Source organism: Cupriavidus sp. D384 (genome assembly GCF_001652915.1).
Classification (GTDB): domain Bacteria; phylum Pseudomonadota; class Gammaproteobacteria; order Burkholderiales; family Burkholderiaceae; genus Cupriavidus.
Genome location: NZ_BBQI01000102.1, coordinates 72,558 through 96,895 on the forward strand (window position 1 = coordinate 72,558; position 24,338 = coordinate 96,895).

At 67.2% G+C, this 24,338-nt stretch carries 21 protein-coding genes, 1 tRNA gene and 1 riboswitch; of the genes, 12 read left to right on the top strand and 10 right to left on the bottom strand.

The genetic code is table 11. The annotated features are described in order from the left end of the window. Window positions 1-50 precede the first annotated feature (50 nt). Window positions 51-470: a copper resistance protein CopQ gene (locus tag A9J21_RS26410; RefSeq protein ID WP_066740908.1), complete on the bottom strand. Its 420-nt coding sequence runs from the start codon at window positions 468-470 to the stop codon at window positions 51-53. A 394-nt stretch (window positions 471-864) separates the two neighbouring features. After that, a complete protein-coding gene (locus tag A9J21_RS26420; protein ID WP_066740915.1) occupies window positions 865-1,581 on the bottom strand; it encodes a CerR family C-terminal domain-containing protein in 717 nt (238 codons plus the stop codon). Window positions 1,582-1,690: 109 nt separating this feature from the next. Here A9J21_RS26420 and A9J21_RS26425 point away from each other — a divergent pair, with 109 nt between their 5' ends. From A9J21_RS26425 to A9J21_RS26435, 3 genes are read left to right on the top strand one after another with little or no spacing between them, the layout of a single operon-like run. After that, on the top strand, window positions 1,691-2,902 hold the full coding sequence (locus A9J21_RS26425) for an HlyD family secretion protein (RefSeq protein WP_082926618.1): 1,212 nt from the start codon (window positions 1,691-1,693) through the stop codon (window positions 2,900-2,902). Then, on the top strand, window positions 2,895-4,493 hold the full coding sequence (locus A9J21_RS26430) for an MDR family MFS transporter (protein WP_066740917.1): 1,599 nt from the start codon (window positions 2,895-2,897) through the stop codon (window positions 4,491-4,493). Before A9J21_RS26425 ends, A9J21_RS26430 begins: the two co-directional genes overlap by 8 nt. Before the next feature lie 2 nt (window positions 4,494-4,495). After that, entirely contained in the window at window positions 4,496-6,016 is a 1,521-nt protein-coding gene (locus tag A9J21_RS26435) for an efflux transporter outer membrane subunit (RefSeq protein WP_066740919.1), read from the top strand. A gap of 16 nt (window positions 6,017-6,032) precedes the next feature. Here the strand turns inward: A9J21_RS26435 and A9J21_RS26440 are convergent, their stop codons facing one another. Next, the gene (locus A9J21_RS26440) at window positions 6,033-7,466 is read right to left on the bottom strand and encodes a DUF1254 domain-containing protein (protein ID WP_082926619.1); all 1,434 of its coding nucleotides are present in this window, start codon (window positions 7,464-7,466) and stop codon (window positions 6,033-6,035) included. A 305-nt stretch (window positions 7,467-7,771) separates the two neighbouring features. On the opposite strand from A9J21_RS26440, the gene A9J21_RS26445 reads away from it, so the two are divergent. Further along, a complete protein-coding gene (locus A9J21_RS26445; protein ID WP_066740921.1) occupies window positions 7,772-8,662 on the top strand; it encodes a mechanosensitive ion channel family protein in 891 nt (296 codons plus the stop codon). 49 nt (window positions 8,663-8,711) lie between these two features. Continuing rightward, complete coding sequence (locus A9J21_RS26450; RefSeq protein WP_082926621.1) at window positions 8,712-10,358, top strand: phospholipase D family protein; 1,647 nt, start codon at window positions 8,712-8,714, stop codon at window positions 10,356-10,358. Window positions 10,359-10,393: 35 nt separating this feature from the next. Here the strand turns inward: A9J21_RS26450 and A9J21_RS26455 are convergent, their stop codons facing one another. Continuing rightward, complete coding sequence (locus A9J21_RS26455) at window positions 10,394-10,789, bottom strand: hypothetical protein (RefSeq protein ID WP_066741201.1); 396 nt, start codon at window positions 10,787-10,789, stop codon at window positions 10,394-10,396. A 223-nt stretch (window positions 10,790-11,012) separates the two neighbouring features. Here A9J21_RS26455 and A9J21_RS26460 point away from each other — a divergent pair, with 223 nt between their 5' ends. Beyond that, entirely contained in the window at window positions 11,013-11,279 is a 267-nt protein-coding gene (locus tag A9J21_RS26460; RefSeq protein ID WP_066740923.1) for a DUF2917 domain-containing protein, read from the top strand. Here A9J21_RS26460 and A9J21_RS26465 read toward each other — a convergent pair. Continuing rightward, complete coding sequence (locus A9J21_RS26465; RefSeq protein WP_066740925.1) at window positions 11,236-12,177, bottom strand: LysR substrate-binding domain-containing protein; 942 nt, start codon at window positions 12,175-12,177, stop codon at window positions 11,236-11,238. The genes A9J21_RS26460 and A9J21_RS26465 overlap by 44 nt on opposite strands. 163 nt (window positions 12,178-12,340) lie before the next feature. On the opposite strand from A9J21_RS26465, the gene A9J21_RS26470 reads away from it, so the two are divergent. Together A9J21_RS26470 and A9J21_RS26475 are read left to right on the top strand one after the other, a co-directional pair. Further along, entirely contained in the window at window positions 12,341-13,606 is a 1,266-nt protein-coding gene (locus tag A9J21_RS26470; protein WP_066740927.1) for an MFS transporter, read from the top strand. Window positions 13,607-13,730: 124 nt separating this feature from the next. Further along, complete coding sequence (locus A9J21_RS26475) at window positions 13,731-14,246, top strand: hypothetical protein (protein ID WP_066740933.1); 516 nt, start codon at window positions 13,731-13,733, stop codon at window positions 14,244-14,246. A gap of 150 nt (window positions 14,247-14,396) precedes the next feature. Here A9J21_RS26475 and A9J21_RS26480 read toward each other — a convergent pair whose 3' ends face one another. Then, the gene (locus tag A9J21_RS26480) at window positions 14,397-14,747 is read right to left on the bottom strand and encodes a hypothetical protein (protein WP_066740935.1); all 351 of its coding nucleotides are present in this window, start codon (window positions 14,745-14,747) and stop codon (window positions 14,397-14,399) included. A gap of 56 nt (window positions 14,748-14,803) precedes the next feature. Next, a complete protein-coding gene (locus A9J21_RS26485; protein WP_066740937.1) occupies window positions 14,804-15,769 on the bottom strand; it encodes a LysR family transcriptional regulator in 966 nt (321 codons plus the stop codon). A gap of 156 nt (window positions 15,770-15,925) precedes the next feature. On the opposite strand from A9J21_RS26485, the gene A9J21_RS26490 reads away from it, so the two are divergent. Then, on the top strand, window positions 15,926-17,245 hold the full coding sequence (locus A9J21_RS26490) for an MFS transporter (protein ID WP_066740939.1): 1,320 nt from the start codon (window positions 15,926-15,928) through the stop codon (window positions 17,243-17,245). A 25-nt stretch (window positions 17,246-17,270) separates the two neighbouring features. After that, on the top strand, window positions 17,271-18,767 hold the full coding sequence (locus A9J21_RS26495; RefSeq protein ID WP_156546199.1) for a M81 family metallopeptidase: 1,497 nt from the start codon (window positions 17,271-17,273) through the stop codon (window positions 18,765-18,767). Between the two features lie 65 nt (window positions 18,768-18,832). Here the strand turns inward: A9J21_RS26495 and A9J21_RS26500 are convergent, their stop codons facing one another. After that, window positions 18,833-19,300: a hypothetical protein gene (locus A9J21_RS26500; RefSeq protein ID WP_066740941.1), complete on the bottom strand. Its 468-nt coding sequence runs from the start codon at window positions 19,298-19,300 to the stop codon at window positions 18,833-18,835. A gap of 152 nt (window positions 19,301-19,452) precedes the next feature. Between A9J21_RS26500 and A9J21_RS26505 the strand changes: the two genes are divergently transcribed. Then, window positions 19,453-21,030, top strand: coding sequence for a diguanylate cyclase domain-containing protein (locus A9J21_RS26505; RefSeq protein WP_066740942.1), 1,578 nt, complete (start codon window positions 19,453-19,455; stop codon window positions 21,028-21,030). A gap of 91 nt (window positions 21,031-21,121) precedes the next feature. After that, window positions 21,122-21,208: transfer RNA gene (locus A9J21_RS26510), tRNA-Leu, on the top strand. 296 nt (window positions 21,209-21,504) lie between these two features. Here the strand turns inward: A9J21_RS26510 and A9J21_RS26515 are convergent. Together A9J21_RS26515 and A9J21_RS26520 are read right to left on the bottom strand one after the other, a co-directional pair. Then, window positions 21,505-22,773 (bottom strand): D-amino acid dehydrogenase, encoded by a 1,269-nt coding sequence (locus tag A9J21_RS26515; RefSeq protein ID WP_066740944.1) that lies wholly within the window; start codon window positions 22,771-22,773, stop codon window positions 21,505-21,507. A 162-nt stretch (window positions 22,774-22,935) separates the two neighbouring features. Then, window positions 22,936-23,034: riboswitch (glycine riboswitch) on the bottom strand. A gap of 59 nt (window positions 23,035-23,093) precedes the next feature. Further along, a complete protein-coding gene (locus A9J21_RS26520) occupies window positions 23,094-24,305 on the bottom strand; it encodes a M20 aminoacylase family protein (RefSeq protein ID WP_066740947.1) in 1,212 nt (403 codons plus the stop codon). Window positions 24,306-24,338 lie beyond the last annotated feature (33 nt).

A 24,338-nucleotide genomic window follows, 5' to 3' on the forward strand; every position in this document is an offset into this window, starting at 1 on the left:
CCCACCCGGGCTCCGGTTACTGCTGGTGGGCCGCCGGCATCGGGCGGGAATCAGGCGTTGGCGCCGTCGGTGTAGATGTCGCGGGCGCGGGCACCGTCATAGAACGGGTTGCGCGGCTGGTTCACGCTGCGGGCGCCGTCGTAGTACGGGTCGACCTTGCGGGCCGGGCTGGCCGACACGCCGACACGGTCCAGACCTGCCACGATGCGGGCGCCGTCGGTGAACGGATCGGCCTTGCCAACCTTGGCACCGTCGGTGAACGGGTCAGCCTTGCCAACGCGGGCGCCTTCGGTGAACGGGTCGAACTTGCCCTGGCGCGCACCGTCAGTGAACGCGCTGCGTTGATCCTGCACGCGGAAGCTATAGCCGTAGACTTCGCCGGCCTTCTGCGTGGCGGGGGCGGCTTGAACGGCGCCGGTCACAAAAGCGGCTGCGAGGGCGGCGGCGGTAACGATGGTCTTGGCATTCATGGTGGCTCTCCTTGCTGGGGGCCGGGCGATCACACTGTTGGTTCGCGCCGGCCAGATAACTATTGAGATGTCGGCGGTTTTTCTTTGCTGCTATCTACTGGTAGGTAGATTTGCACTGCTAAAAAAAGAACCGTCTCCGGTACTGATTCACTGCCTTGTCTTGCCTGGAAGGTGCCTTGCTGTCTGCTTCTTGCTGCTTGGCGTCGTCCATGGCTTGAATATTATCTACTACTAGATAGACAAGCAAGGGGTTTTTGCAAAGCACAATCGTAAAAGTTCCAAATGTGCAGCGTCAGGCGATGCGAGGAGCGCCGGAGGGATGCTGCAAGTCGTTGAATCACAAGCGAAAAGAGCGATGGCTATCGCTCTTCTTCGATCGATTAGAGTGTTTCCTCTATTTTTGCCGCGGTGGTCCATCGCGCAGCGCAACGAGACCTAGCAGCAGGATGCGCGTGTGTTCCTGCAACACATCCTGCACCCGGGAGGTCTCCGGTTCACCATAGCCGTCCCATTCCAGAGCCCGGAGCACGTGGCGCCGCATGACCTTGAAGGCTGCGATCTGGCTGTCGATGGCTACCGTGCGGATACGCGTGGTTTCGTCGGAGGCGGGTTGGCCGGTCAGGCGGCCGATCAGCGCCGACGTCAGCGCGAACAGGCGCCGGTTGATCCCCGCGTCGATGCGCTCGAAGGCAGTGGGCGGGCCCAGGCCGGCTCGCTCGCGCGCCATGAACTGGCGCCAGTGGTCGGTCTCGGGGCACTCGTACAGAAAATTGGCAAACCGTGACTGCAACGCCAGATAGGCGTCGATCAGTTCCATATCCGTCGCATCGGGCCGGGCCAGCAGGTCTTCGGCCCCCGCCACCACGTCTTGCACCATGGCCCAGGCGCGCTCGACAAAGTAGTCGATGCAGGCCAGGTACACGCCTTCCTTGTTGTCGAAGTAGTACTGCAGCGCCGGGGCGTTCACGCTGGCCTCGCGGGCAATGTCGCGTGTGGATGCGCCGTCGAAGCCATGTGCGGCAAACAGGCGCATGGCTGCTTCAATGATCCGTGCCCGGGTTTCTTCCCCGCGCTGGTAGCCGCCTTCGGCCGCTGGCCTGTGTCGCGCCATGTCGACGTGTCTCCCCGAGATGAACAAGCCGAAATATATCAGTTGACAGATTTATTCCAAGTGGAATAATTGCGCAGCATTCCCGACTCTCGCCGCCCCCGCCCCCCTCATGTCAGCCTCTCATTCCGAAGCGCCGGCCATGCCGGCCGATGTTGCATCGCAGCATATTCCTTCCTCGCGCGCCAGCCGTCGCCGCACGGTGCTGATCGGCATTGGCGCCGCGCTGGTGTTGATTGCCCTGGTCATCGGCGTGCGCTGGTGGCTCTATGGCCGATTCATTGAAAGTACCGACGACGCCTATATCCAGGCCGATAGCGTGACCGTGGCGCCCAAGGTCAGCGGCTATGTGGCCGAGGTCTACGTGCGCGACAACCAGCAGGTGGTGGCGGGACAGGAACTGGTCCGGCTGGACAATCGCCAGTACCAGGCCGCCTTTGACGAGGCGCAGGCCAACGTGGCGTCGCGCCAGGCCGACGTGGCGCGCGCCGATGCCGATCTGCAGCAGCAGAAGGCCCGCATTGCCCAGGCCGCCGCCGAGGTGGATGGCGCCCGGGCCAACGCGCGCTATGCGGCGTCGCAGGTGGAACGCTATGCGCCGCTGGTCAGGACCGGCGCCGAGACCGAGGAGCGCACCGCCGAACTGCGCAACGCGCAGACCCGTGCGTCGACCACGCTTGCCGCCAATGAGGCGGCCCTCAAGGTGGAGCAGAGCCAGACCGTGACACTGCAGACGCGCCTGCAACAGGCGCGCGCCCAGCTGGACGTGGCCGAGGCCAGCGCGCGCAAGTCGAAGCTGGATCTGGAAGACACCACCGTGCGTGCCACCACGGCCGGGCGCGTGGCCGACAAGGGCGTGCGCGTCGGCCAGTTTGCCCAGCCCGGCACGCGGCTGCTGACCGTGGTGCCGGTGCAGGACCTATACCTGACCGCCAACTTCAAGGAAACGCAGGTCGGCCGCATGCGGGCAGGCCAGCCCGTGACGCTGCATGTCGACGCGTTGTCCGGCGAAGCGCTGCATGGCGTGATCGACAGCCTGTCGCCGGGCACCGGCTCGCAGTTCGCGCTGCTGCCCGCGCAGAATGCTACGGGCAACTTCACCAAGATCGTCCAGCGCGTGCCGGTGCGGATTCACGTGGATGTGCCGAACGCGGCGCGGCCTGTGCTGGTGCCGGGCCTGTCGGTGGCGGTCGATGTCGATACGCGCGAGCTGAATCCGGCCCACGCCTCGGCCAGTGTGCCGGCCAGTACGCCGCCGACTACTACGCCGCCCACTACGCCGGCCAACGTCCCGGCGCCCGCCGGCGGAGCCAGCCATGGCTGAGGCCGCGGCCGCGAGCCAGGTGCCCCAGTCTCCCGCCGCGCAGCAACCTAACGCCTCGGCAGCCGACTGGATCGCCGTGGCTGCCGGTTCGCTCGGCGCGCTGCTGGCCACGCTGGACATCTCCATTACCAACTCGGCGTTGCCGCAGATCCAGGGGCAGATCGGCGCAGCCGGCACCGAGGGCACCTGGGTGTCCACCGGCTACCTGATGGCCGAGATCGTGATCATCCCGCTCACGGCATGGCTGACGCGGGTCTTCGGCCTGCGCCGCTTCCTGATGTGGAACGCGTTGCTGTTCACGGCGTTCTCGATGGTCTGCGGCATGTCGCATAGCCTGCCGCAGATGGTCATCGGCCGTATCGGGCAGGGGCTGGCCGGCGGCGCGATGATCCCGACCGCGCAGACCATCGTGCGCACCCGGCTGCCGCGCCACCAGATGCCCATCGGCATGTCGATGTTCGGGCTGATCGTGCTGCTCGGGCCGTTGCTGGGCCCGGTGGTGGGTGGTTGGCTGGCCGAGAACATCAACTGGCGCTGGTGCTTCTTCCTGAACGTGCCGATCACGGCCGTGCTGGTGCCGCTGCTGTACTTTGGCCTGAAGGCCGAACGCGCCGACGTGGAGGCCTTCTTCAAGGCCGACTGGCTGGGCATCGTCGGCCTGACCATCGGGCTCAGTTCGCTGACCGTGGTGCTCGAAGAGGGCCAGCGCGAGCAGTGGTTCGAGTCGCAATTCATCGTCTACCTGTCGATGCTGTCGGCCATCGGGCTCTCGATGATGCTGATCAGCCAGTTCACGGCAAGGCAGCCCATCGTGCGGCTGCGGCTGCTGCTGAACAGGAACTACGCCAGCGTGATCCTGATCGTGACCACGGTGGGCGCCGGCCTGTACGGCGTGTCGTACCTGCTGCCCCAGTTCCTGTCGCTGATTGCCGGCTACAACGCCGAACAGGCGGGCGGCATCATGCTGCTCTCCGGGCTGCCGGCGTTCCTGCTGATGCCGGTGCTGCCGCGCATACTGGGCAAGTTCGACAGCCGCTGGCTCGTGATCACCGGCCTGGTGTGCTTCTTTGCCAGCTGCATGCTCGATATCGGCCTGACGGTGGACAGCGTGGGCCATGATTTCACGGTCTCGCAAATCCTGCGCGGGTTTGGACAGATCCTGGCGATGATGCCGCTGAACCAGGCGTCGATGGCGGCCGTGGCGACGCACGAAGCTGGTGACGCCGCCGGGCTCTACAACATGGCGCGCAACCTGGGTGGCTCGATTGGCCTGGCGCTACTTGGCACGCTGATCGACCGCCGCAACGCCTATCACGACTCGGTGATCCGCGAATCGGTCACGGCCAACAGCAGTATCGGCCAGGACCATATGACGTCCAGCATCGCCGGGTTCGTGGCCCAGGGCGGCGACTTCGCCCACGCGCAACTGCAGGCCGTGGCCCAGCTCAGCGGCGAGATCGCGCGCCAGGCCGCCGTGATGACGTTCTCCGAAACCTTCTTCGCCCTTGGCATTGCGCTGCTGTGCTGCGTGCCGCTGGCCCTGCTGCTCAAGCCGCCCCGCCCGGGCGCGCCCGTTTCCACCGGTCATTGATCATGTCTGTCCTTTCACATGCCAGGCGGCCACGCCTGCCGGCCCTTACCGCTGCCGCGCTTGCCGCTGTCTGGCTTGCTGCCGGATGCACGGTGGGCCCCGACTACCGCAGCGCACCCGCAGTGGCTGCCAACGCAATCGATGCCGGCCGCTTTCCGCACGCGCCGGCCGAGGCCGCGCCCATTGCGCCGCGTGCCGCGGACTGGTGGCACGCGCTGGGCGATGCCCAGCTCGACACGCTGATCGAGGCCGCGCTCAAGGACAGCCCCGACATCGACGTGGCGCGCGCCCGCGTGCGCCAGGCCCGTGCCGGGCTGGATAGCAACAAGGCCAACCTGTTGCCAAAGGTGGGCTTCGATGCGGCGATGCTGCGCACCCGTTCGCCGGACCTGTCGGCGCTGTCTGGCGGCGGATCGTCGGGTGGCGGGCGCGGGCCGCTGTCGCTGTATATCGCCAGCTTCGATGCGAGTTGGGAAATCGACCTGTTCGGCGGTACGCGCAGGTCGATCGAGGCGGCCTCGGCAGAGGCCGACGCGGCTTCGGCGCAACTGGCCGACGCGCATGTGCAGCTGGCCGCCGAGGTGGCGCAGGCCTATATCACGCTGCGCGAGCAGCAGGCGAGCCTGGCGCATCTGCAGGATTCCGAGAAGCTCGAAGCCGACATGCTCGACCTGACGCAGCAACGGCGCGCACGCGGCGTGGCGTCGCAGCTCGAAGTGGAGCGCCTGCTGACGCAGCTCGACAACACGCGCGCGCAGATGTCGCCGGTGCAGGCCAGCATCGCCGAACAGTTCGACCAGCTGGCGCTGTTGACTGGCCGTGCCCCTGGCACGCTGGACGCCGAACTGACGAGGGCGCGTCCGCTGCCCAGTGTGCCCGAGACCGTGGCAGTGGGCGATCCGGCCGCGCTGCTGAAGGCACGCCCCGATATCCGCGCGGCAGAACGCCGGCTGGCATCGAGCACGGCCCAGATCGGCGTGCGCAAGGCCGACTGGTTCCCGAAGCTGTCGCTGCTGGGGTCGCTGGGATTCAGTGCCATGGACCCCGGTCACCTGGCGCGCAAGGACAACGGCACCTGGCTGACGCTGCCGCGCCTGCAATGGAACATCCTCGATTTCGGCCGCGTCGCCGCCGGGGTGGACAGTGCCGAGGGCGGGCGCGACGAGGCCGATGCCAACTATCGCAGCACGGTGCTGAAGGCGCTGCGCGATGCGGATGTGGCCCTGTCGCGCTACGGCCATCAGCGCGAACACGTGGTGGTGCTGCGCCGCGTGGAGGCATCGTCCGAACGGGCGTCGACGCTGCAGCAGCAGCGCTATCGCGCCGGCACGGCCAGCATGCTCGAATGGCTCGACGTGGAGCGCACGCGCGTGGTGGCGCAGCAGAACCGCATCTCGGGCGATGCGGACCTGCTCAAGGACTATGTGTCGCTGCAGAAGTCGCTGGGGCTGGGATGGCAGACCGCGGCGGCCGCGCAGGGTGCGCCCGCCACTCCGCCCGCACCAGCCAACCCGGCGTCCTGACCGGCACGCGCCGGCCTTACTGGGCCACCTTCACCAGCGGCGGCTGCTTCCAGCTGCCGTTGGCCGCTTCCGGCCTGGGCAGGTACATGCGCAGGATCACGTAGAACGGACCATCGGGCGCCGGAAGCCAGTTCTGGCGCGCGTCGCCGGCCGGCGCATCGTGCTGGAGATGCAGCGTGACACCGCCATCGGCGTCGTGCTGCAGCGACGGCAGCATGCGCGAGTTGACCAGATAGCGCTGCATCGGGTTATCCACCAGCAGCTTCGACTTGCCGTCGTACATCGTGATCGACCAGAAGGCGTTGGCCGGCGGCAGCGCATCCTTGTCCAGGCGCAGCGTATAGCGCGCGCCGCCGGTGCCATTGAGCGGCTTGTTCTCCGCATCGGTGTAGTAACCCGGATAGAGCGCCTCGGCAGCCGTGTTGCCATAGATGCCCAGCGCCGCGCCCGCGTACCGGTACAGGTAGTTGTTCTTCAGGAAGGCGCGCGAGCCAAACAGGTCGCCGCTGCTGACCTTGCGCGTGCGCAGTTGCGTGGCCTGGAACTGCTGAAATTCCTGTTTCGCGTCGGCGATGCCGGCCTCCATGGCCTGGCGGATGTCGGGCGCCAGCGTGCTTTCGTCAAAGGGCTTGCCCGGCCCCACGCCGATGGCGGCCAGCCGTTGCATCAGGCCAGTCTCGCTGGGATCGGTCGGCGCCAGTGCAAGTAAAAAATCCAGATAACGGAACAGCGCCAGGCCGTTGGTCATGCCGGGCTGCGGCCTGGGCCACTCGATGGCCGGTGCGGCGGGCGGTGCCGGCTGCTTCAGGAAAGCGGACAGCGGCTGCACGCCGTAGCCCTTCTGGATCTGGCCGACACGCGACAGATCGGCATCGTCGAACAGCTGCGTACGGTACAGCGCGTAGGCGATGCGCGACTCGCTGCGCAGCACACGGTCGATGCCCGGCGGCACCGTGCCGTGCCAGTCTGGCCCCGCCACCAGGAAGCGGCCGCCGCCGTTGCCGGTCTCGCGCGTGCCAAGGTAGCCGAAGATCTGCGTATAGAGGTCCAGCAGCTGCACCGAGTAGTACCGGTCCGGCTCCACGGCGGGCAGCGTCAGCACCACCGGCTCGGCGCGCAGGTCCAGCCAGGCGAACGAGTAGGGCGTGTCGGCATTGGGCGTGATGATCGCCGTGTCCTTCGGCGAGAAGGTGCCGGTGCCATGGCCGATCTGGTTGAACGGCGCCTTGAAATTGGGGTCGCCACGGTCCACCGCCTGGGCGTACAGCGTCTTGTACGACTCCACCACGGGATAGCCGTAAATCCAGGCTTCGCGAGCCAGTGCGCGTGCCTGCTCGGGTGCGGCCGTCACGGACCCGCCGGTTGCCGCATTTGCTGCGCCGCATGGCAGGGCCATGACGGCGGCGCCGGCTCCGGCCATCAGCCAGCGGCGGCTGGTCTTCCACATCATCGTCGTTCCTCCTTGCTTTCGTTCTGTCGGTCTGGGCCACGCTGCCGGGCGGTACCGGCGCGGCGGCCCGATTCTGCCCCGGCTTTGCCATTCGGTTTTTGCTTTCGCACACAAGGTGCGGGTGCAGCAATTGCAAGAGAAACGCCGACAGCGGAACCGGACGAATCCGACTTTTGGACAAAGAGCCAGCACCGCACACTGGCAAGTGGATAGAATCGCCGTGGACATGCCTACCTGCGGCGCCAATTGCAACAATGTGTTACGGCGGTGGAGGTCGGGGATGCAAAACAACAGACAAATCACCCATGCACTTCAACGCCAACGACAGCATCCTGGTCAACATCATTACCAGCGTGGTGGTGATCCTGGCCGGCACGCTGGTGGTCAAGCTGATCAACCGCTTCTTCTCGGCGCGGCTGCAGGCCGACAACCGGGGCAGCTACCGCGCCTGGACGGTGGCGTCGCGCAACCTGGTGGCGGCCGTGGTGTTCCTGTTGCTGCTGGGCATCTGGGTGTCCGAACTGAAGAGCGTGGCGATTTCGCTGGCGGCGTTCGCGGCGGCCCTGCTGCTGGTCGGCAAGGAACTGGTGATGTGCTTCCTGGGTGCGTTCATGCGCATGATCACGCGCCCGTTCCAGCTGGGCGACCTGGTGGAGATCGGCCCGTTCGGCGGCGAAGTCATCGACATGGACGTGATGTCCACCACGCTGGTGGAAGTGGCCGCCGCGCGCCAGTACACGGGCTTTACGGTACAGGTGCCCAACAGCATGCTGCTGACCACGGCCGTGCGCAACCATTCGCAGGCCGGCGCCTATACGCTGGACATGGTGCGCATTCCACTGGCCGTGGGCGACGATCCCGAAACCGTGGAGGCGCTGCTGGTGCAGGTGGCGCGGCGTGCCTGCGAAGGGTTCATGGAAGAAGCAGGGCGCACGCTGCGGCGCTATGGCGACATGCGCTTCGTGGATCTGTCGCAGTTCGAGCCACGCGTGATATTCGAGCCGTTCGACGTGACCCGCTTCGATGCCGTGGTGCGCTTTCCGGTGCCGGTCAGCGCGCGGCTGGCGGTGGCGCAGCAGATCGTGCGCGGCTACTACCGCGAGCGGGCGCAGGCCCGGCCGGCGGTATCCCCGGAGGCATCCGGGACGGTATCCGGGGCGCCGGCCGCGCCGGATTTGCCTGCGGTGCAGCCGTAGCACCGGGCGGGGCAGGTACGGCATCGGCAGGACCATCGAGGAGAGGATCATGGCGCAGGCGCTGATTCGATGGCAAGGATCCGGCCCGGTGCCCGCCGGGGCGCCGGGGCGCGGATGGCGCCGCGCGCGGCCGCTGGCGTGGCTGGTTGTCATGTCGGTCTGGCTGGCCCTGGTTGGTGGATGCGCGAGCCTGCCCGCCAATGCCGGGCGCACTCCCAGCTACGCCGCCACCGATACCGGCAGCACGCTGCTGGCGCGGACATTGTCACCACGGCTGGCGCAGAATCCCGGGCAGTCGATCTTCTACCCGCTCGGCGCGGGGCCCGACGCACTGACGGCGCGCATGGCCCTGGCGCGGGCCGCGCAGAAGACGCTGGACCTGCAGTACTACATCTACGACGTCGATACCACCGGTAGCGCGCTGCTGGGCGAGTTGATCGACGCCGCCGATCGCGGCGTGCGCGTGCGCATCCTGCTGGACGACATTCATACCGGCAAGCAGGACAAGACCTGGGCGGCGGTCGATTCGCACCCGAACATCGAGGTGCGCATTTTCAACCCGTTTGCCAACCGCAACGCCCGCTGGGTGGAACTGCTGTTCGATTTCGGCCGCCTTAACCGCCGCATGCACAACAAGCAGATGACGGTGGACAACCTGGTGTCGATCATGGGCGGGCGCAATATCGGCGACGCGTATTTCGCGGCCAAGCCCGACATGGCGTTCAGCGACCTGGACGTGATGGTGGCCGGGCCCGCGGTGCCGGCCGCCAGCAAGGTGTTCGACGAATACTGGAACAGCGAGAGCGCCTACCCCGTTGCCACCCTGACCCCGGAAGGCAAGGAGGTCCCTGACGAACTGCGCGCGTTCCGCAAGCAGATCGAGGTCAAGGGCGACATGGCGCGTGCCAGCCCGTTCGTGCAGGAGCTGCTGGATTCCGGCCTGGCGCGCGGTATCGAGTCGGGCCACCTGCCCGGCTACATGGGCGCCGCGCGGGTGATTGCCGACAAGGCCGACAAGATCGAGGAATCGTCGGATGACCCGTCGACCCACGCCATCCCGCAACTGCGCGCGCTGCTGGAAAAGGCCCGGACGGAACTGGTGCTGGTGTCGCCGTACTTCGTGCCCAACAAGAAGGGCGAGGCCTGGCTGGCCGCGATGGTCAAGCGCGGCGTCAAGGTGCGCGTGCTGACCAATTCGTTCGCCGCCACCGACGTTGCGGCGGTGCATGCCGGCTACGCACCCACGCGCAAGCGGCTGCTGGAGGCCGGGGTGGAACTCTACGAGCTGAAACCCACGGCCGATGCCGAACTGGTACGCAGCCGCGCGCCCAGGTCGCGCATGTTCGCGTCGAGCCGCGCAAGCCTGCATGCCAAGGCCTATGTGGTGGACCGCCAGGCGCTGTTCATCGGATCGATGAACCTGGACCCGCGTTCGATCAAGCTCAATACCGAGATGGGCGTGGTGCTGGACAGCCCGGCGCTGGCCAGGCTGCTGGTGGAGGACATGGACCGCCGGCTGCTCGATATCGCCTACCGGGTGGGCCTGATGACCAGCGACAGCGGTGCGGAATCGCTGACGTGGACCACGCGCGACAACGGCAAGGAAACGACCTACGATCACGAACCCGGCATGAGCGCGTGGCAGCACATGGGCATCGGCATCCTGCAGGTCCTGCCCGTGGAGGACCAGCTGTAGGCCAGGCGCTGCGCGCGGCCTTGGCCCCGGCCTGGCTAGGGTTGCGAAGTGCCGGCGCCGCCCGGCTGCAGCAATTGCAGCAGGTAATCCTGCAGGCGCGACAACTCCACCGCGATGCCGCCCGGAAACCCCTGGCGGTTGCCGCGCTTGTCGATCAGCAGTTCGGCGACGAAGGCGGACACGGCGGCGGCATTGCCCAGCGCGGCCAGGTGGTTGCCGATGCGCGGATAGGCGTAGAACAGTTCCAGCGGCCGTATTTCGCGCGGCAGCTGGGCCAGCCACCTGAGCGCTACCGGCGTGAGCGACAGGTTGACCGGGTCCGGCGCCTGGCGCTGTTCGCTCCAGTCGATCCGCGCCGATGCGGGCGGGTCGCCATCCAGTACCTTCTTGGCTTCTTCGACCGTGACGAATTCGAACGACAGGGGATCCATGGTGGGTGGCTCGATGTAGGCAGGGCGCGCGGTGGTCTGCCCATTCGGGTCAGAATTGGCGCTGCCGCCCATGTTAACGGATCGGTGAAGCGAATCTTTAGCGGCAATGTATCGGCACGGGCCGGCGCACGTGTGGGGGCGCAAAACTCATGGCTGGCCGCCCGAACGATCATGGCAGGAAAACGCCCGTTTGCCACACTGCAGGCATGAACTGGAGCCTGCCATGACCTGGGATCTGCTGATCGAATCGGACTGCGTGCCCGTGAAGCTGCGCGCGGGTGCCCATGTGACCTGCCGCGCCGGCCGGTTGTGGATCACCGTCGAGCACCGGCGTGCGCGGCCATCGGCGGATATCGTCCTGTCGGCCGGCCAGCAATGCCGCGTGGAAGAAGACGGCGTCTATTTCCTGAGCGCGCTGCGCGCGCTGGGCGCGGTGCAATGCCACATCACGCCGGCCGCCCAGCAAAATCTGGTGCTGCGCCCGGCCTGACGCGCGCCGCTTCGTCGGCAATCCAGGCGGCCACGTGGCGCACATCCTCGCGCGGGCTTTCGGTGGCGTGGATCAGCCAGAACGCGTTGGGGCTGGGCATGAGCGCGCCCGCCGTGGTGACCACGTTCAGCTGGCCGCCCTCGATCAGCGGCTGAATCAGCTCCAGGCGTCCGAGCGCCACGCCTTGCCCCGCCAGTGCAGCGTGAATCACCTGGTCATACTGGTTGATGCGCAGGATGCCGCGCCGGCTGGCCTGGCGGTAGCCCTGCGCACCGAGCCAATTGCGCCAGTGCAGCCAGGGCCGCGGATCGTCGAATTCGAGCAAGGGCAGTTCGGCCAGTGCTTCGGCAGAGGTGACGCGCGTGGCGCCCAGCGCCGGGTTGGCAACGGGCGCGATGGTTTCGTCGAACAAGCGCATGGCATGCGGCGGCGCGGCCGATGCCGGGCAATAGCGGATGGCGAGGTCGATGCCATCGGCACGCAGGTCGCTGATCTGGTTGCTGGCGGACAGCCGCACGTCGAGTTCTGGATACCGGCGCTGCAGGCTGCCCAGCCGCGGCAGCAGCCAGAGGCCGGCCACGCCGATGCTGGCCGTGACCGTGACGGGCTGGCGCCCATCGCGCTTGCGCAGTTCGGCCGCCACATCCTGCAGTTGCTGCACCGCGCCGTCTGCGCTGCGAAACAGCCGTTCGCCCTCGGGCGTGAAGGCCACGCCGCGATGCTGGCGCACGAACAGGCGTACCTGGAGCTGGTCTTCCAGGGCGCGGATCTGCCGGCTGACGGCCGATTGGGTCAGGCACAGGTCGTCGGCCGCCTGGGTGATGCTCATGCGCCGGCCCACGGCCACGAAGCCCTTGAGCAGATCGAGCGGAAACAGGCGAACGAGCGGGACGGACATGGCAAAGCCTCACGATGGCGCTGGCGAGCCTCATTACAGCACGGATTGTCTTCCTGCAGCCATGCGCGTATGGAATGGCAATGCGACTGAAATCTCGTTTGAACCGGTGCCCGGATTGGCTTGAAATAAAGCGGTTTCGAAACCGTCATCACTGGAGTTCGCCATGTCACCTCGTCAGCCTTCGCATGATGCCAGCGCATTGCAGCCTGCCGGATCGCCGCCCTGGTGGCGCGATAGCGTCTTCCTGCTGCTGGCCGCCGGGCTGGTGATGGGCCTGGCGCTGGGCGTGCGCCATGTGCAGGGCTTGTTCCTGCTGCCGGTGATTGCCGAACGGGGCTGGACGCGCGAGACGTTCGGGTTTGCGATGGCCGTGCAGAACCTGGTCTGGGGCATCGCCCAGCCGCTGACCGGCATGGTGGCCGATCGTTTCGGCTCCTGGAAGGTGATGCTGGGTGGGCTGGCGCTGTATGCGGCCGGGCTCTGGGGCATGGCGCTGGCGCCTTCGTCGATGGCGTTCGTGCTGGCGGCCGGCATCTGTATCGGCATTGCGCAGTCCGGCACGACATTCGGCGTGGTCTATGGCGCGCTGAGCCGCATGGTGCCGCCTGAACAGCGCAGCCGCACGCTGGGCATCGCCGGGGCGCTCGGTGGCATCGGGCAGTTCCTGATGGTGCCGTCGGCGCAGGCGCTGATGTCGGTGGCGGGCTGGCAACTGGCGTTGCTCGTCTTTGCCGTGGCGGCACTGGTGCTGTTGCCGTTCGCGCTGCCGTTCCGGGATCGGCCGGCAGGTGGCGATGCCCCGGGCAACCAGCCGTCGATGCTGGCCGCCGTCCGCGAGGCCTTCGGCCATTCGGGGTTCTGGCTGCTCAATTTTGGCTTTCTGGCCTGCGGCTTCCAGCTTGCGTTCATCGCCAACCATCTGCCCGCCTACCTGCGCGACCACGGGATGCAGCCGGCCAGCGCGATGATTGCACTGGCCATCATCGCGCTGGCGAATATCGCGGGGACCTATGCGTTTGGCTGGCTGGGCGGCCGGCATGTGAAGAAGTACCTGCTGGCGGGCATCTACCTGACGCGGACATCGGCCATGGCGCTGTTCCTGCTGCTGCCGCTCAGCCCGGCCACACTGTACGGGTTTGCTGCCGTGATGGGCTTCCTGTGGCTGGGCACGGTACCGCTGACCAGCGGCATCGTCTCGCAGGTGTTTGGCGTACGCTACATCACCACGCTGTTCGGCTTTGTGTTCTTTGGTCACCAGTTGGGGTCGTTCCTGGGCGTCTGGCTTGGGGGGCTGGTGTTCGAACTGACCCATTCCTATGATCTGGTGTGGATGGGTGCGATGGCGCTGGGTGTGGTCGCCGCGGCATTGCACTGGCCCATCGACGACCGCGAGATCGTGCGTACGCCATGGCAGGGGCTGCGGCCTTGAGTGCCCGCATGGAATAAAAGGCCGGCCTGGCGTGTTTATGCATCAGGCAGGCTGCGTGCCGGGCGCGGGAGGTGGAGTATGCTTGGCACGCCAGTCCTGTCATTCCAGATATCCGGAGGCCGCCATGCCGTTTCGATTTTCCGTTTGGACGGGCGCCGTCGCGGCGGCCCTTGTGTTGAGCGCATGCGCATCGCTGCAGCCGGTGGAAACCGGGCAAAAGCTGATCGGCAGCCCGCAGGCAGCCGTGCAGCAGGCGTTTGGTGCGCCCACCGATACGTTCCAGATGACCAATGGCGCGCAGCGCTGGATCTATTCGAAGCAACCCTACGGCTACGAAATCTACGCGGCCGACTTCGACGCCGGCGGCAAGCTGACCGATTTCCGCCAGATGCTGACCGAGAACGAGATCTACACCGCGCGGCCCGGCCAATGGACCAAGCAGGACGTACTGGAACGCTGGGGACGGCCCAAGGAGCCGATCCAGTACTACGCGCTGATGAAGCGCGAGGCCTGGTCGTACCGGATGTACCTGCCCGGCTACGTGCCGGCGCATTTCAGCGCGTATTTCGACGATAACGGCGTACTCGACCGGACGATGATCATCCAGGATTCGCGCGGCGGCGAGCGCAGCCGCAAGTAGGCAGGCGCCTGCACCCCTGCGATCCCCGGCGGGCCGTCCTGGCCCCGGCAACGCCGGACGACGATCCGTTGGTCAACGGCAACCGGGTGTTCGACCGCCGCTACTGGACCACCACCTACGACGGCTTCGTGCTGCCGGCGGCCTGTCTGCCTAGCCCCGCCGTACCGCCGTGACCTTGCCGCCCATCACGTCGATGGTGCGCCGCTGCGGGTTGTAGTCCATCGTGCCCGGCATGTGCTGGCCTTCGCGATTGCCGAAGCGCCACGCGCAGCCTTCGAGCAATTTTGCGGCGTCGGCCTCGGTCTTGCCGATCAGCGCGTTGTCGCCAAGCTTGTCGGCCTGGCAGCCTTCGGGCGTGCCGCGCCCGCCCTGCGGGCCAGGGTTGGGCACGCCTGTGGCCGGTGGCTGCGGCGCCTGCGGCTGCGCGGCGCAGCCCGCTATCATCGTGGCCATTGCCACGGCGCCCGCGCAGGCCATTCCTTTCCAGTTCGATGCAGTCATGCAGAGACTCCTTGGCACGTGTCAGCGAGCCCCGATTCTAGCGGACGGCTCCACGTTCACGGCGACTTGCGCGCCGGCCGCGCGGTGGGTCGCGTGCGCCCGCGCGGTGCCGGGGCCGCGAACATCGACATGTCGCGCTGGATGCAGCCCAGCAGCGTGTCGGCGGCCATGCCCAGCGGGCGGCCTGCCTTGACCAGCAGCCGCGCCTTGGCCGCCTCGAACAGCGGATGGGCAATCGGCAGCGTCACCAGGTCGCCTGAAGCCAGTTCGCGATAGGCGGCAAATGCGCCGATCAGCGTGATGCCGTGATGGCGCTTGACGAAGTGCCGCAGCACGGCCAGCGAATTGGTGGTGAGCGTGGGGCGGATCTGGATATTCTCGGCATAGGCCAGCATCTGCACGATCTGCCCGAGGCCGAACGCCGGCGGCATCATCGCCAGCGGATAGTCGGCCAGTTCGCGTACGTCCACCCGCGTGCCGCGCAGGGCCAGCGGATGCCCGGCATGCAGCAGCAGCACCACGGGCTGGGACGACGTTGCCACCCAGCGCACATCGGCATGTGACGGCGGGTTATAGGCCAGGCCGATATGCGCGCGGCTTTCGGCCACCTCCTGCAGCACGTTGTTCACGGGCAGGATGTCCACCGTGACGTCGAGCCGCGGGTACTGGGCGCAGAAGTCGGTCAGCACCTCGTCCATCAGGCCGTCGACATAGCCCTCGCTGGTGGCAATGCGGATCTGGCCGTGTTGCAGCCCGCGCAGGGCCTGCAGGCGGTCTTCGAACAGTTCCTGCTGCGCGCGGCAGCCCTGCCAGTACTCCAGCAGATGCAGCGCCACTTCGGTGGGCTGCACGCCACGCGCGTGGCGGTCGAACAGCGGCGCGCCCACCTCGTCCTCCAGCAGGCGGATCTGGCGCGTGATCACCGATGGCGACGTATTGATGCTGTCGGCTGCGCCCCGGATCGATCCGTGCGTCAGCACCTCGTGGAAATAGCGCAGCCTGCGCTGGTTCAGTTCTCGCATGTCGAAAGCCAAGCTGTTGCCGATTGGGCAACGATAGCCGACTAAAGTTGCTCTTGCTCTGTTTTTTCATCTGACCGACGATCCTCCGACAACAAGAAAACAGCGACAGCACAACGTTCATCGCATCCACGAGGACGCCCACAGGAGAGAGATCGAATGTCCACCACACTGCCCCCACGCACCATGCCGGCGCACGACAGCGCCGCGCAACAGGCGCTGTACCGCAAGCTGAACTGGCGCCTGCTGCCGTTCCTGCTGCTCTGCTATACGTTTGCCTACCTGGACCGCGTCAACATCGGCTTTGCCAAGCTGCAGATGCAGAGCGACCTGGGCTTCTCCGACGCTGTCTACGGCCTGGGCGCCGGCATCTTTTTCTTCGGCTATGTGCTGTTCGAGATCCCGAGCAACCTGCTGCTGCCCCGCATCGGCGCACGCAAGACCATCAGCCGCATCCTGGTGCTGTGGGGCCTGACGTCGGCCGGCATGATGTTCGTGCGCGACGAAACCACGTTCTACGTGATGCGGTTCCTGCTCGGCGTGTTCGAGGCGGGCTTTGCGCCGGGCATGATCTTCTACCTGACGTACTGGTACGGGCAGCAGCGCATGGCGCGCGTGATGGCCGTGGTGATGCTGGCCGGGCCCATCGGCGGCATCTTCGGCTCGCCGCTGTCGACGTGGCTGATGACCGGCCTGTCGGGTGCGCGCGGCCTGGAAGGCTGGCAGTGGATGTTCCTGGTGGAAGGCCTGCCGTGCGTGCTGCTGGGCGTACTGGCGCTGCGCGTGCTGGCCGACCGTCCGGCCGATGCCAGGTGGCTGACCGATGCCGAAAAGCGCATGATCGCCGCAGAACTGCACACGCCCGGCGCAGGCCACCATTCGTTCGGCCAGGTGGCGCGAGATCCGCGCGTGTACCTGCTGGCCTTCGCCTATTTCACGATGATCTGCGGCATCTATGCCGTCAGCTTCTGGCTGCCGTCTATCCTCAAGGCGGATGGCGTGACCGACACCATGCAGATCGGCCTGTACTCGATGATTCCGTATATCGCTGCCGCGATCGCCATGGTCGTGATCGGCCGGCGCTCCGACCGTCGCGGCGAGCGGCGCCTGCACAGCGCGGTGCCTGCCTTCATCGGCGCGGTGGCGCTGGCGGTGGCCACGTTGTCCAGCGGCAACCTGCCGGTGTCGCTGTTATGCATGACGATTGCCACGGCAATGATGTGGACGGCCTACACGGTGTTCTGGGCCATTCCGTCGCAATACCTGAAGGGCGACGCCGCGGCGGGCGGCATCGCGCTGATCAACACGATCGGCCTGATCGGCGGCTTCCTGAGCCCGACCATCATCGGCTGGGTGCGCACGGCCACGGGCAGCATGCAGGCGGGCCTGCTGGTGATGGTGGCACTTCTGGTGGCCGGCGCGGTGACGCTGGTGGTCAATCGCATGCCTGCGCCGCATGGCAGCCCGGCCACGGTCTGAAGACAACATGAATATGGAGAGCCCCTTGGCACCCCGAATCCTGATCGCCGGTTTCCAGCACGAAACCAATACCTTTGCGCCGTCCAAGGCCACCTACGCCAGCTTCGAGCGCGGCGAGGGCTTTCCGGCCATGGCGCGCGGCAACGACGTGCTGGCGCTGCGCGATGTGAATATCCCCGTTGGCGGGTTTATCCAGGCCGCGCAGCGCAACGGCTGGGCCCTGAGCCCGGTGATCTGGGCCGGCGCCAGCCCGTCGGCGCACGTGACCGAGGATGCGTTCGAACGCATCGCCGGCGAAATCGTCGCGGCGGCACGCGCGGGCGGCTTCGATGCCATCTACCTGGACCTGCATGGCGCCATGGTGGCCGAGCATGCCGACGATGGCGAAGGCGAACTGCTGGCGCGCCTGCGCGAGGTGATCGGCCCCGACGTGCCGCTGGTGGCGTCGCTGGACCTGCACGCCAATGTCACGCAGCGCATGCTCGATGCCGCCGATGCGCTGGTGGCCTATCGCACCTATCCGCACGTCGACATGGCCGAAACCGGCGTGCGCGCGGCGGAACTGCTGCAGCCGCTGCTGGCCGGCCCGCGCCGCTGGCGTGCGGCCGCGCGCCGCCTGCCGTTCCTGATTCCGATCAATGGCATGTGCACGATGCTGGAGCCCGCACGCGGCCTGTACGCGGCGCTGGCAGAGCTGGAGTCCGGCGGGGTGGTGTCGCTGTCGTTTGCACCGGGTTTTCCGGCCGCCGACTTTCCCGAATGCGGGCCGGTCATCTGGGGCTATGGCGACGATGACACCGCTGCCGAAGCCGCCGTGCAGGCGCTCTACGACCGGATGCTGGCCGAGGAAGCCGCCTGGGAGGTGCCGTTCCTGTCGCCTGACGACGCGGTGCGCGAAGCCATGCGGATGGCCGCAGACGCCACGCGCCCGGTGGTCATCGCCGATACCCAGGACAACCCCGGTGCTGGCGGCGACTCGAACACGATGGGCATGCTGCGCGCGTTGCTGCGCAACGGCGCGCAGGGCGCGGCCATCGGCCTGATCTGGGATCCGGCCGTGGCGGCTGCCGCGCATCGTGCCGGGGTGGGGGCGGTGATCGACGTGGCGCTGGGCGGCGTGTCAGGCGTTCCCGGCGACGAGCCGTTGCAGGAGCGCTTCGAGGTGCTCGGGCTGTCTGACGGCGTATGCCGCTTTGGCGGGCCGATGATGCACGGCATGCTGGCCGATGTCGGGCCGGTGGCGCGGCTGGGTATTGGCGGCGTGCAGGTGGTGGTGAGCGGCGGCAAGGCGCAGATGCTCGATCGCAACCTCTACCGCGTGGGCGGGGTCGAGCCCGAGGCGATGAAGATCCTGGTGAACAAGAGCTCGGTGCATTTCCGCGCGGACTTCCAGGGCATCGCGCATGCGGTGCTGGTCGCCAAGGCGCCGGGGCCGATGACGGCCGACCCTGCCGATCTGCCCTGGACCCGCCTGGCGCCCGGCATCCGCCTGAAGCCGATGGGCCAGCCATTCCGACCCTGATCCGGTCCTGGCCCCCTGGTCGTGGTCTGGTTCGCGCCCGGGGCCAGGCGATCCCGTCCCGGCGCTCAGAGTTTCTGCAGCGCGGCCAGCCGGAAGATCTTCGTCCACAGGTTGGCGGCGTCCCGGTTGGTCACCGGAATCACCCACTCGCCCTGGCGGCTGTGGCGCAGGGCGACAACGACATACCAGCGGCCCTGGCGCGCCTCGGGCCGGGCGCCGTCGATGTCGGCAAAGATCAGCACCTGGCGCTGGCCGTTCATCTCCAGCACGCCGTTCTTGCGCTCGGCATCGACCTTGAGCGATCCCCATTCGCCATGCAGGGCCAGGATGCGCTCGCCCCTGACGCGCCGGCCATGGATGGCCCGGTAGCGGCGCAGCCACGCCACGCCCAGCGCCGTCAGCACCGCGAGTATCAGAATGTCGGCGGCGGCGCCGGCCAGCATGCCGGACGCGGCGGTCACCACCTGATAGAGCCGGACCAGGCCGTAGACAAAGGCGGCGATGAGTGCAATGCCGAGAAGGATGAAGGGCACGTCCTTGTTCCTGAAAGGTGGCGATCGGGGGCGGGCCGGGGCGGGGGGTGTTGCGGCGGCACGCCGGCACGCCAGTGTCGGACCCCAGGGGCCTATAATGGTTCGCCCCGCACCGCCGGACGGGGCTCGCCATCCGGTTCGGCCCACCTTCCATGCCATCGTATCCTCTCGTCCTCTGCCTGACCATTGCCGTGGTGTGCAGTGTGGGCATGGCCGTCGCGGCATGGCCGCGCCGCGATGACCCCACCGTCCGCGCCTTCCTGGTGCTGGCGGCGGGCGTGACGATCTGGAGTGGCGGCCGGTTGCTGGAAATCAGCGAGACGGCGCTGGCAGGCCGCATCTTCTGGGCCAAGTTCCAGTACGCAGGCATCGTCGCCGTACCGATCGGGTGGCTGGTGGCGATGGTTCACCTGAGCCGGCCGCGCTTTGTCGTGCCGTGGTCGATGCTCTGGGTGCCCGTGTTCTTTGCCTTGCTCACGCTGGCGCTGGTGTTCACCAACGAACGCCATCACCTGATCTGGACCTCCATCGAACTGATGCCGCCTGGCGTCTCGCCGGGCGCGGTGTTTCGCCACGGCGTCGGCTATACCGCCGTGGCGGCCTGGACCTACGCGATGCTGGGGCTCAGCATGTATTTCCTGGCGACCGCCGAGGTGCCGAACGCGGCGCTGTCGGTGCGCGGCCGCAACGTGCTGATGGCCGGCCTGTTCCTGCCGCTGGTCACGCACATCGCCTACCTGTACCGCTGGACGGGCCCGCTGGGCGGCGACCTGACGCCAGCCACGTTCTCGCTGATGACCCTGCTGGTGTGGTTCTGCGCGCTGCGCACCCATCTGGACGATACCGGCCACTACGCGCGGCTGCGCGTGTTCGACGCGATCCGGGAAGGCTGTGTGATCCTGGGCGCAGACGGACGCATCGTCGAGTTCAATCCGGCCGCCGCACGGCTGGTGTCGGACCTGCGCCGCGGCCAGATACCGCCCCCGGCGTGGCACCACGCGCTGAGCGATCCCGACGAGGCGGCGCCGTTCATTCCCGACGGCCTGGGGTACGAACTGACGGTGGAGCCCGTGTGCGGGATGGACGGCAAGCAGATCGGCCTGCTGGTGTTCATGCGCGACATCAGCCGCTACCAGTCGCGCGAGCAGGCGCTGGCGACGCAGCTTGGCGAAACGGAAGAGCAACTCTCGCGCGTGCAGGCCGACCTCGATATCGACGCGCTGACCGGCATCCCGAACCGGCGCTACTTCCAGCGCGAGTCGCTGGCCGCCGTGGCGCATGCCCACGAGCGCGGCACGGAAATCGGCCTGCTGATCCTGGACGTCGACCTGTTCAAGCAATACAACGACCTGTACGGCCACCCGTGCGGCGACGATTGCCTGCGGCAGGTGGCCGCGGCGCTGACCGGCGTGCTGCGCGGCGCGCAGTTCTGTGCGCGGCTGGGCGGCGAGGAATTCGCGGTGGTGCTGCCCGATTCGTCGACCGACGAAACGCGTGCCATCGCCCGCAGCATGGTGGCGGCGGTGCGGGAACTGGGCATCCCGCACAACGGCACGCCCGTGCAGCCATACGTGACGATCAGCGTGGGCGCGGTGTGCGCGGTCCCCGAGGCGGCACGGCTGGAGCCGCTGCTGCATCGCGCCGACAGCGCCATGTATCGCGCCAAGCGGGCAGGGCGCAACCGCTATGTGCTGGACGGCAGCCTGTACCTTGGGGTGCAGAACAGCTGATTTTTACGATGGCGTGAAAAAGGGCTTGCAAATTGCCAGAGCTTATGTAGAATTCGCGTCTCGCTTCAACGCAGCAATGCGGCGAAACGAAGCCCAGATGGCGGAATTGGTAGACGCACTAGGTTCAGGTCCTAGCGGTGGCAACACTGTGGAGGTTCGAGTCCTCTTCTGGGCACCAATTCAGAGACCCCGCTCAACGAGCGGGGTCTTTTCATTTGTACGCCCAGAAAGGGCAGTCCCTGCGGGCTGCCCGCGGGGACTCGAAAAGATTGCGCCTGCAAGCGCAATCCTGGGTCGCGCATGGGCGACCGAGTCCTCTTCTGGGCACCAATTCGAAAGCCCCGCTCGAACGAGCGGGGCTTTTTCATTTCCGGAATCAGAACGTCCCCCAGACCGACGCCGCCCGGGATCCTGCCCCTGGTGGTCTCCCCTCTCCCGCATGGCGGGAGAGGGGCGGGGGAGAGGGCGGGCGTATCAGGCTGCTACGCCGCCCACGCCCTGGCCCACCACAACGCGCCCATCCTGCGTCGCCGCCTGCCGCACCACATCCCCCACCATCTCCGCCGTCACGGCCGACAGCGTCCAGCCCAGGTGCCCGTGCCCGGTGTTGTAGAACACGTTGGCGGCATGGCCCCGGCCGACGCGCGGCATCATGTTCGGCATCATCGGGCGCAGGCCTGCCCAGGGCACCACGCTGCGCGTGCTGACGCCGGGGAAGCACGCATGCACCCAGTCGACCAGCGGACGGATGCGGTCGGCGCGGATGTCGCGGTTGATGCCGTTGAACTCGGCTGTGCCGGCCACACGGAAGCGGTCGGCGCCCAGCCGGCTGGTCACGAGTTTGGTCTCGTCGTCGAGCAGGCTCACCGTCGGCGCGCTGGCCTGGCTTTCGGCGTCGTTCAGGTTCACCGTGATCGAGTAGCCCTTGACCGGATAGATGTTGACGCGATCGCCAAGCTGCTGCGCGAAGGCCCGGCTTGCCACGCCCGCGCACACCACCACGCCATCGAACTCGCGCGATGCGGGCAGGTTGTCTTCGGCCGACACCACCGTCGCGCGCCGGCCCGTGGTGGCAATCGAGCGCACGTCCTGGTTGTACAGCGTCTGCACGCCCAGGCGGCGGATCGCGGCGGCCAGGCCGCTGGTGAACTTGTGGATGTCGCCGGTGGCGTCGCTTTCGGTGTAGTAGCCGCCGTAGTAGTTGCCGGCCAGCGTGGGCTCGATGTCCCGCATTTCCGCCGGCGTCACCGCGTGGCGTTCCAGACCGCCTTCGGCAAGCAGCTTCGAGACCCGCCCGGCATGCTCGAAGCCCGCCTTGTTGCGATAGATATGCAGGATGCCCCGCCGCTTCAGGTCGAAGTCGATGCCTTCCGCGTCGGCCCAGGCAAACAGGTGCTGGCGCGCGGCGATTGCCAGCCGTGCGGTCTCCACCGTGTTGGCGCGGTAATGCGGGATCGAGGCCATGAATTCCGCGAACCAGCTCAGCTTGTGCCAGGTGGGGCGCGGATTCACCAGCAGCGGCGCATCGGCGCGCAGCATCCATTTGATGCCCTTGGCCAGCGTGGACCAGTGCGTCCAGACTTCGGCATTCGACGCGGACAGCTGGCCGCCGTTGGCGAACGACGTTTCCATGGCCGCATAGCGATGGCGCTCGAACAGCGTGACGGAGAATCCGCGTTTTGCCAGCGCGTATGCGGTCGTGACGCCGGTAATCCCGCCGCCGATCACTGCAATGGATTTCATGTGGAAGGTCTTTCAGGACGTCATGGGGTGGCAGTCCACGGCGCACCATGCGCTTCTCGCGGACGCCCCCTCTGTCCTTGACCTGAGAGATTCGCGAGCAGGGCTCGCTTGCTCCTTCGGTACCGCCGGCCGACGTACAGGCCGGGGGTTCTTCAGAGTTCAATGGCGATACCGGTCCTTTTGCCTGAGAGTTTCCGGGGCGGTTGCTCCTTCGGCGCCGTGCTGCCTGGCGGCAGCAACGGGCTCTCCCGATATCGCGGGATACAACGGTGGCAACTATGCCATAGATTTTAAAGATTCGGCCATTTGGTTTATCCGGGTCAGCACGCGGGGACCAGGAAACGCTGCGCCAGCCGTACCCACGCCGCGGCGCCCAGCGGCAGCACCTGGTCGTTGAAGTCGTAGCCGGGGTTGTGGACCATGCAGCCGCCGAATTCGCCTTCGCCGTTGCCCAGAATCAGGTAGCAGCCGGGCACCTCATCGAGCATCCAGGCGAAGTCCTCGCTGCCGTTCAGGCCCTTGGGCGCCTGCGTGACCACCTGCTCGGTGCCTACCAGTTCCTGGCAGACCTCGGCGGCCAGGGCAGTGGGGCCGGCTGCGTTGACCATCGGCGGCGTCAGCTGGCGGTAGTCGATCTGCGCCGTCACGCCGTGGGCCTGCGCGGTCAGGCTGACGATCTCGTAGATGCGTGCTTCCACCAGTGCCCGCGTCTCGGGCCGTGCCGCGCGCACATTGAGGCCGATCCTGACCTCCTCCGGAATCACGTTGTGCGTGGCGCCAGCGTGGATGAAGCCGACCGACACCACCGCCGTATCGTCGGGCGCCACGTTGCGCGCCACCACCGTTTGCAGGGCGGTGATGATGGCCGCCGACGCAGCAATGGGATCCTTCGAGCGATGGGGCATCGCGCCGTGGCCGCCCACACCGCGAATCGTCACGTCGGCCACATCGGACGACAGGCTCACGGGCCCCTCCAGCACACGGAACGATCCGGCGGGCACGCCGGGCATGTTGTGCAGCGCGAACACTGCATCGCATGGAAAGCGCTCGAACAGGCCATCGTTGATCATCGCGCGCGCGCCGCACAGGTTTTCTTCGTCGGGCTGGAAGATCAGGTTCAGCGTGCCGTCGAAGCTGCGCGAATCGGCCAGCGCCTTGGCGGCGGCCAGCAGGATGGCGGTGTGCCCGTCGTGCCCGCAGGCATGCATGCGGCCCGGGGTCTTGCTGGCGTAGGGCAGGCCGGTGGCCTCGACGATCGGCAGGGCGTCCATGTCGGCCCGGATGCCCAGGCGGCGCGTGCCGTTGCCCACCTTCAGCTGGCCCACCACGCCGCTCTTGCCGATGCCGGTATGCACCGTGTAGCCCCAGCTTTCCAGCAGCGTGGCGACGAGCCGGCTGGTGGCGCCCACCTCGAAGCCCAGTTCGGGCTGCGCGTGGATCTGGCGGCGGATATTGACGAAGGTCTCGGTGTCGATGGCGGGCAGCAGGTGCGGCAGCAGCTGAAACGGGGTCAGGGTCGGTTCGCGGGTCATGGAGAGGTCTCGGAAAGTGGGGCTCGCGGGGAA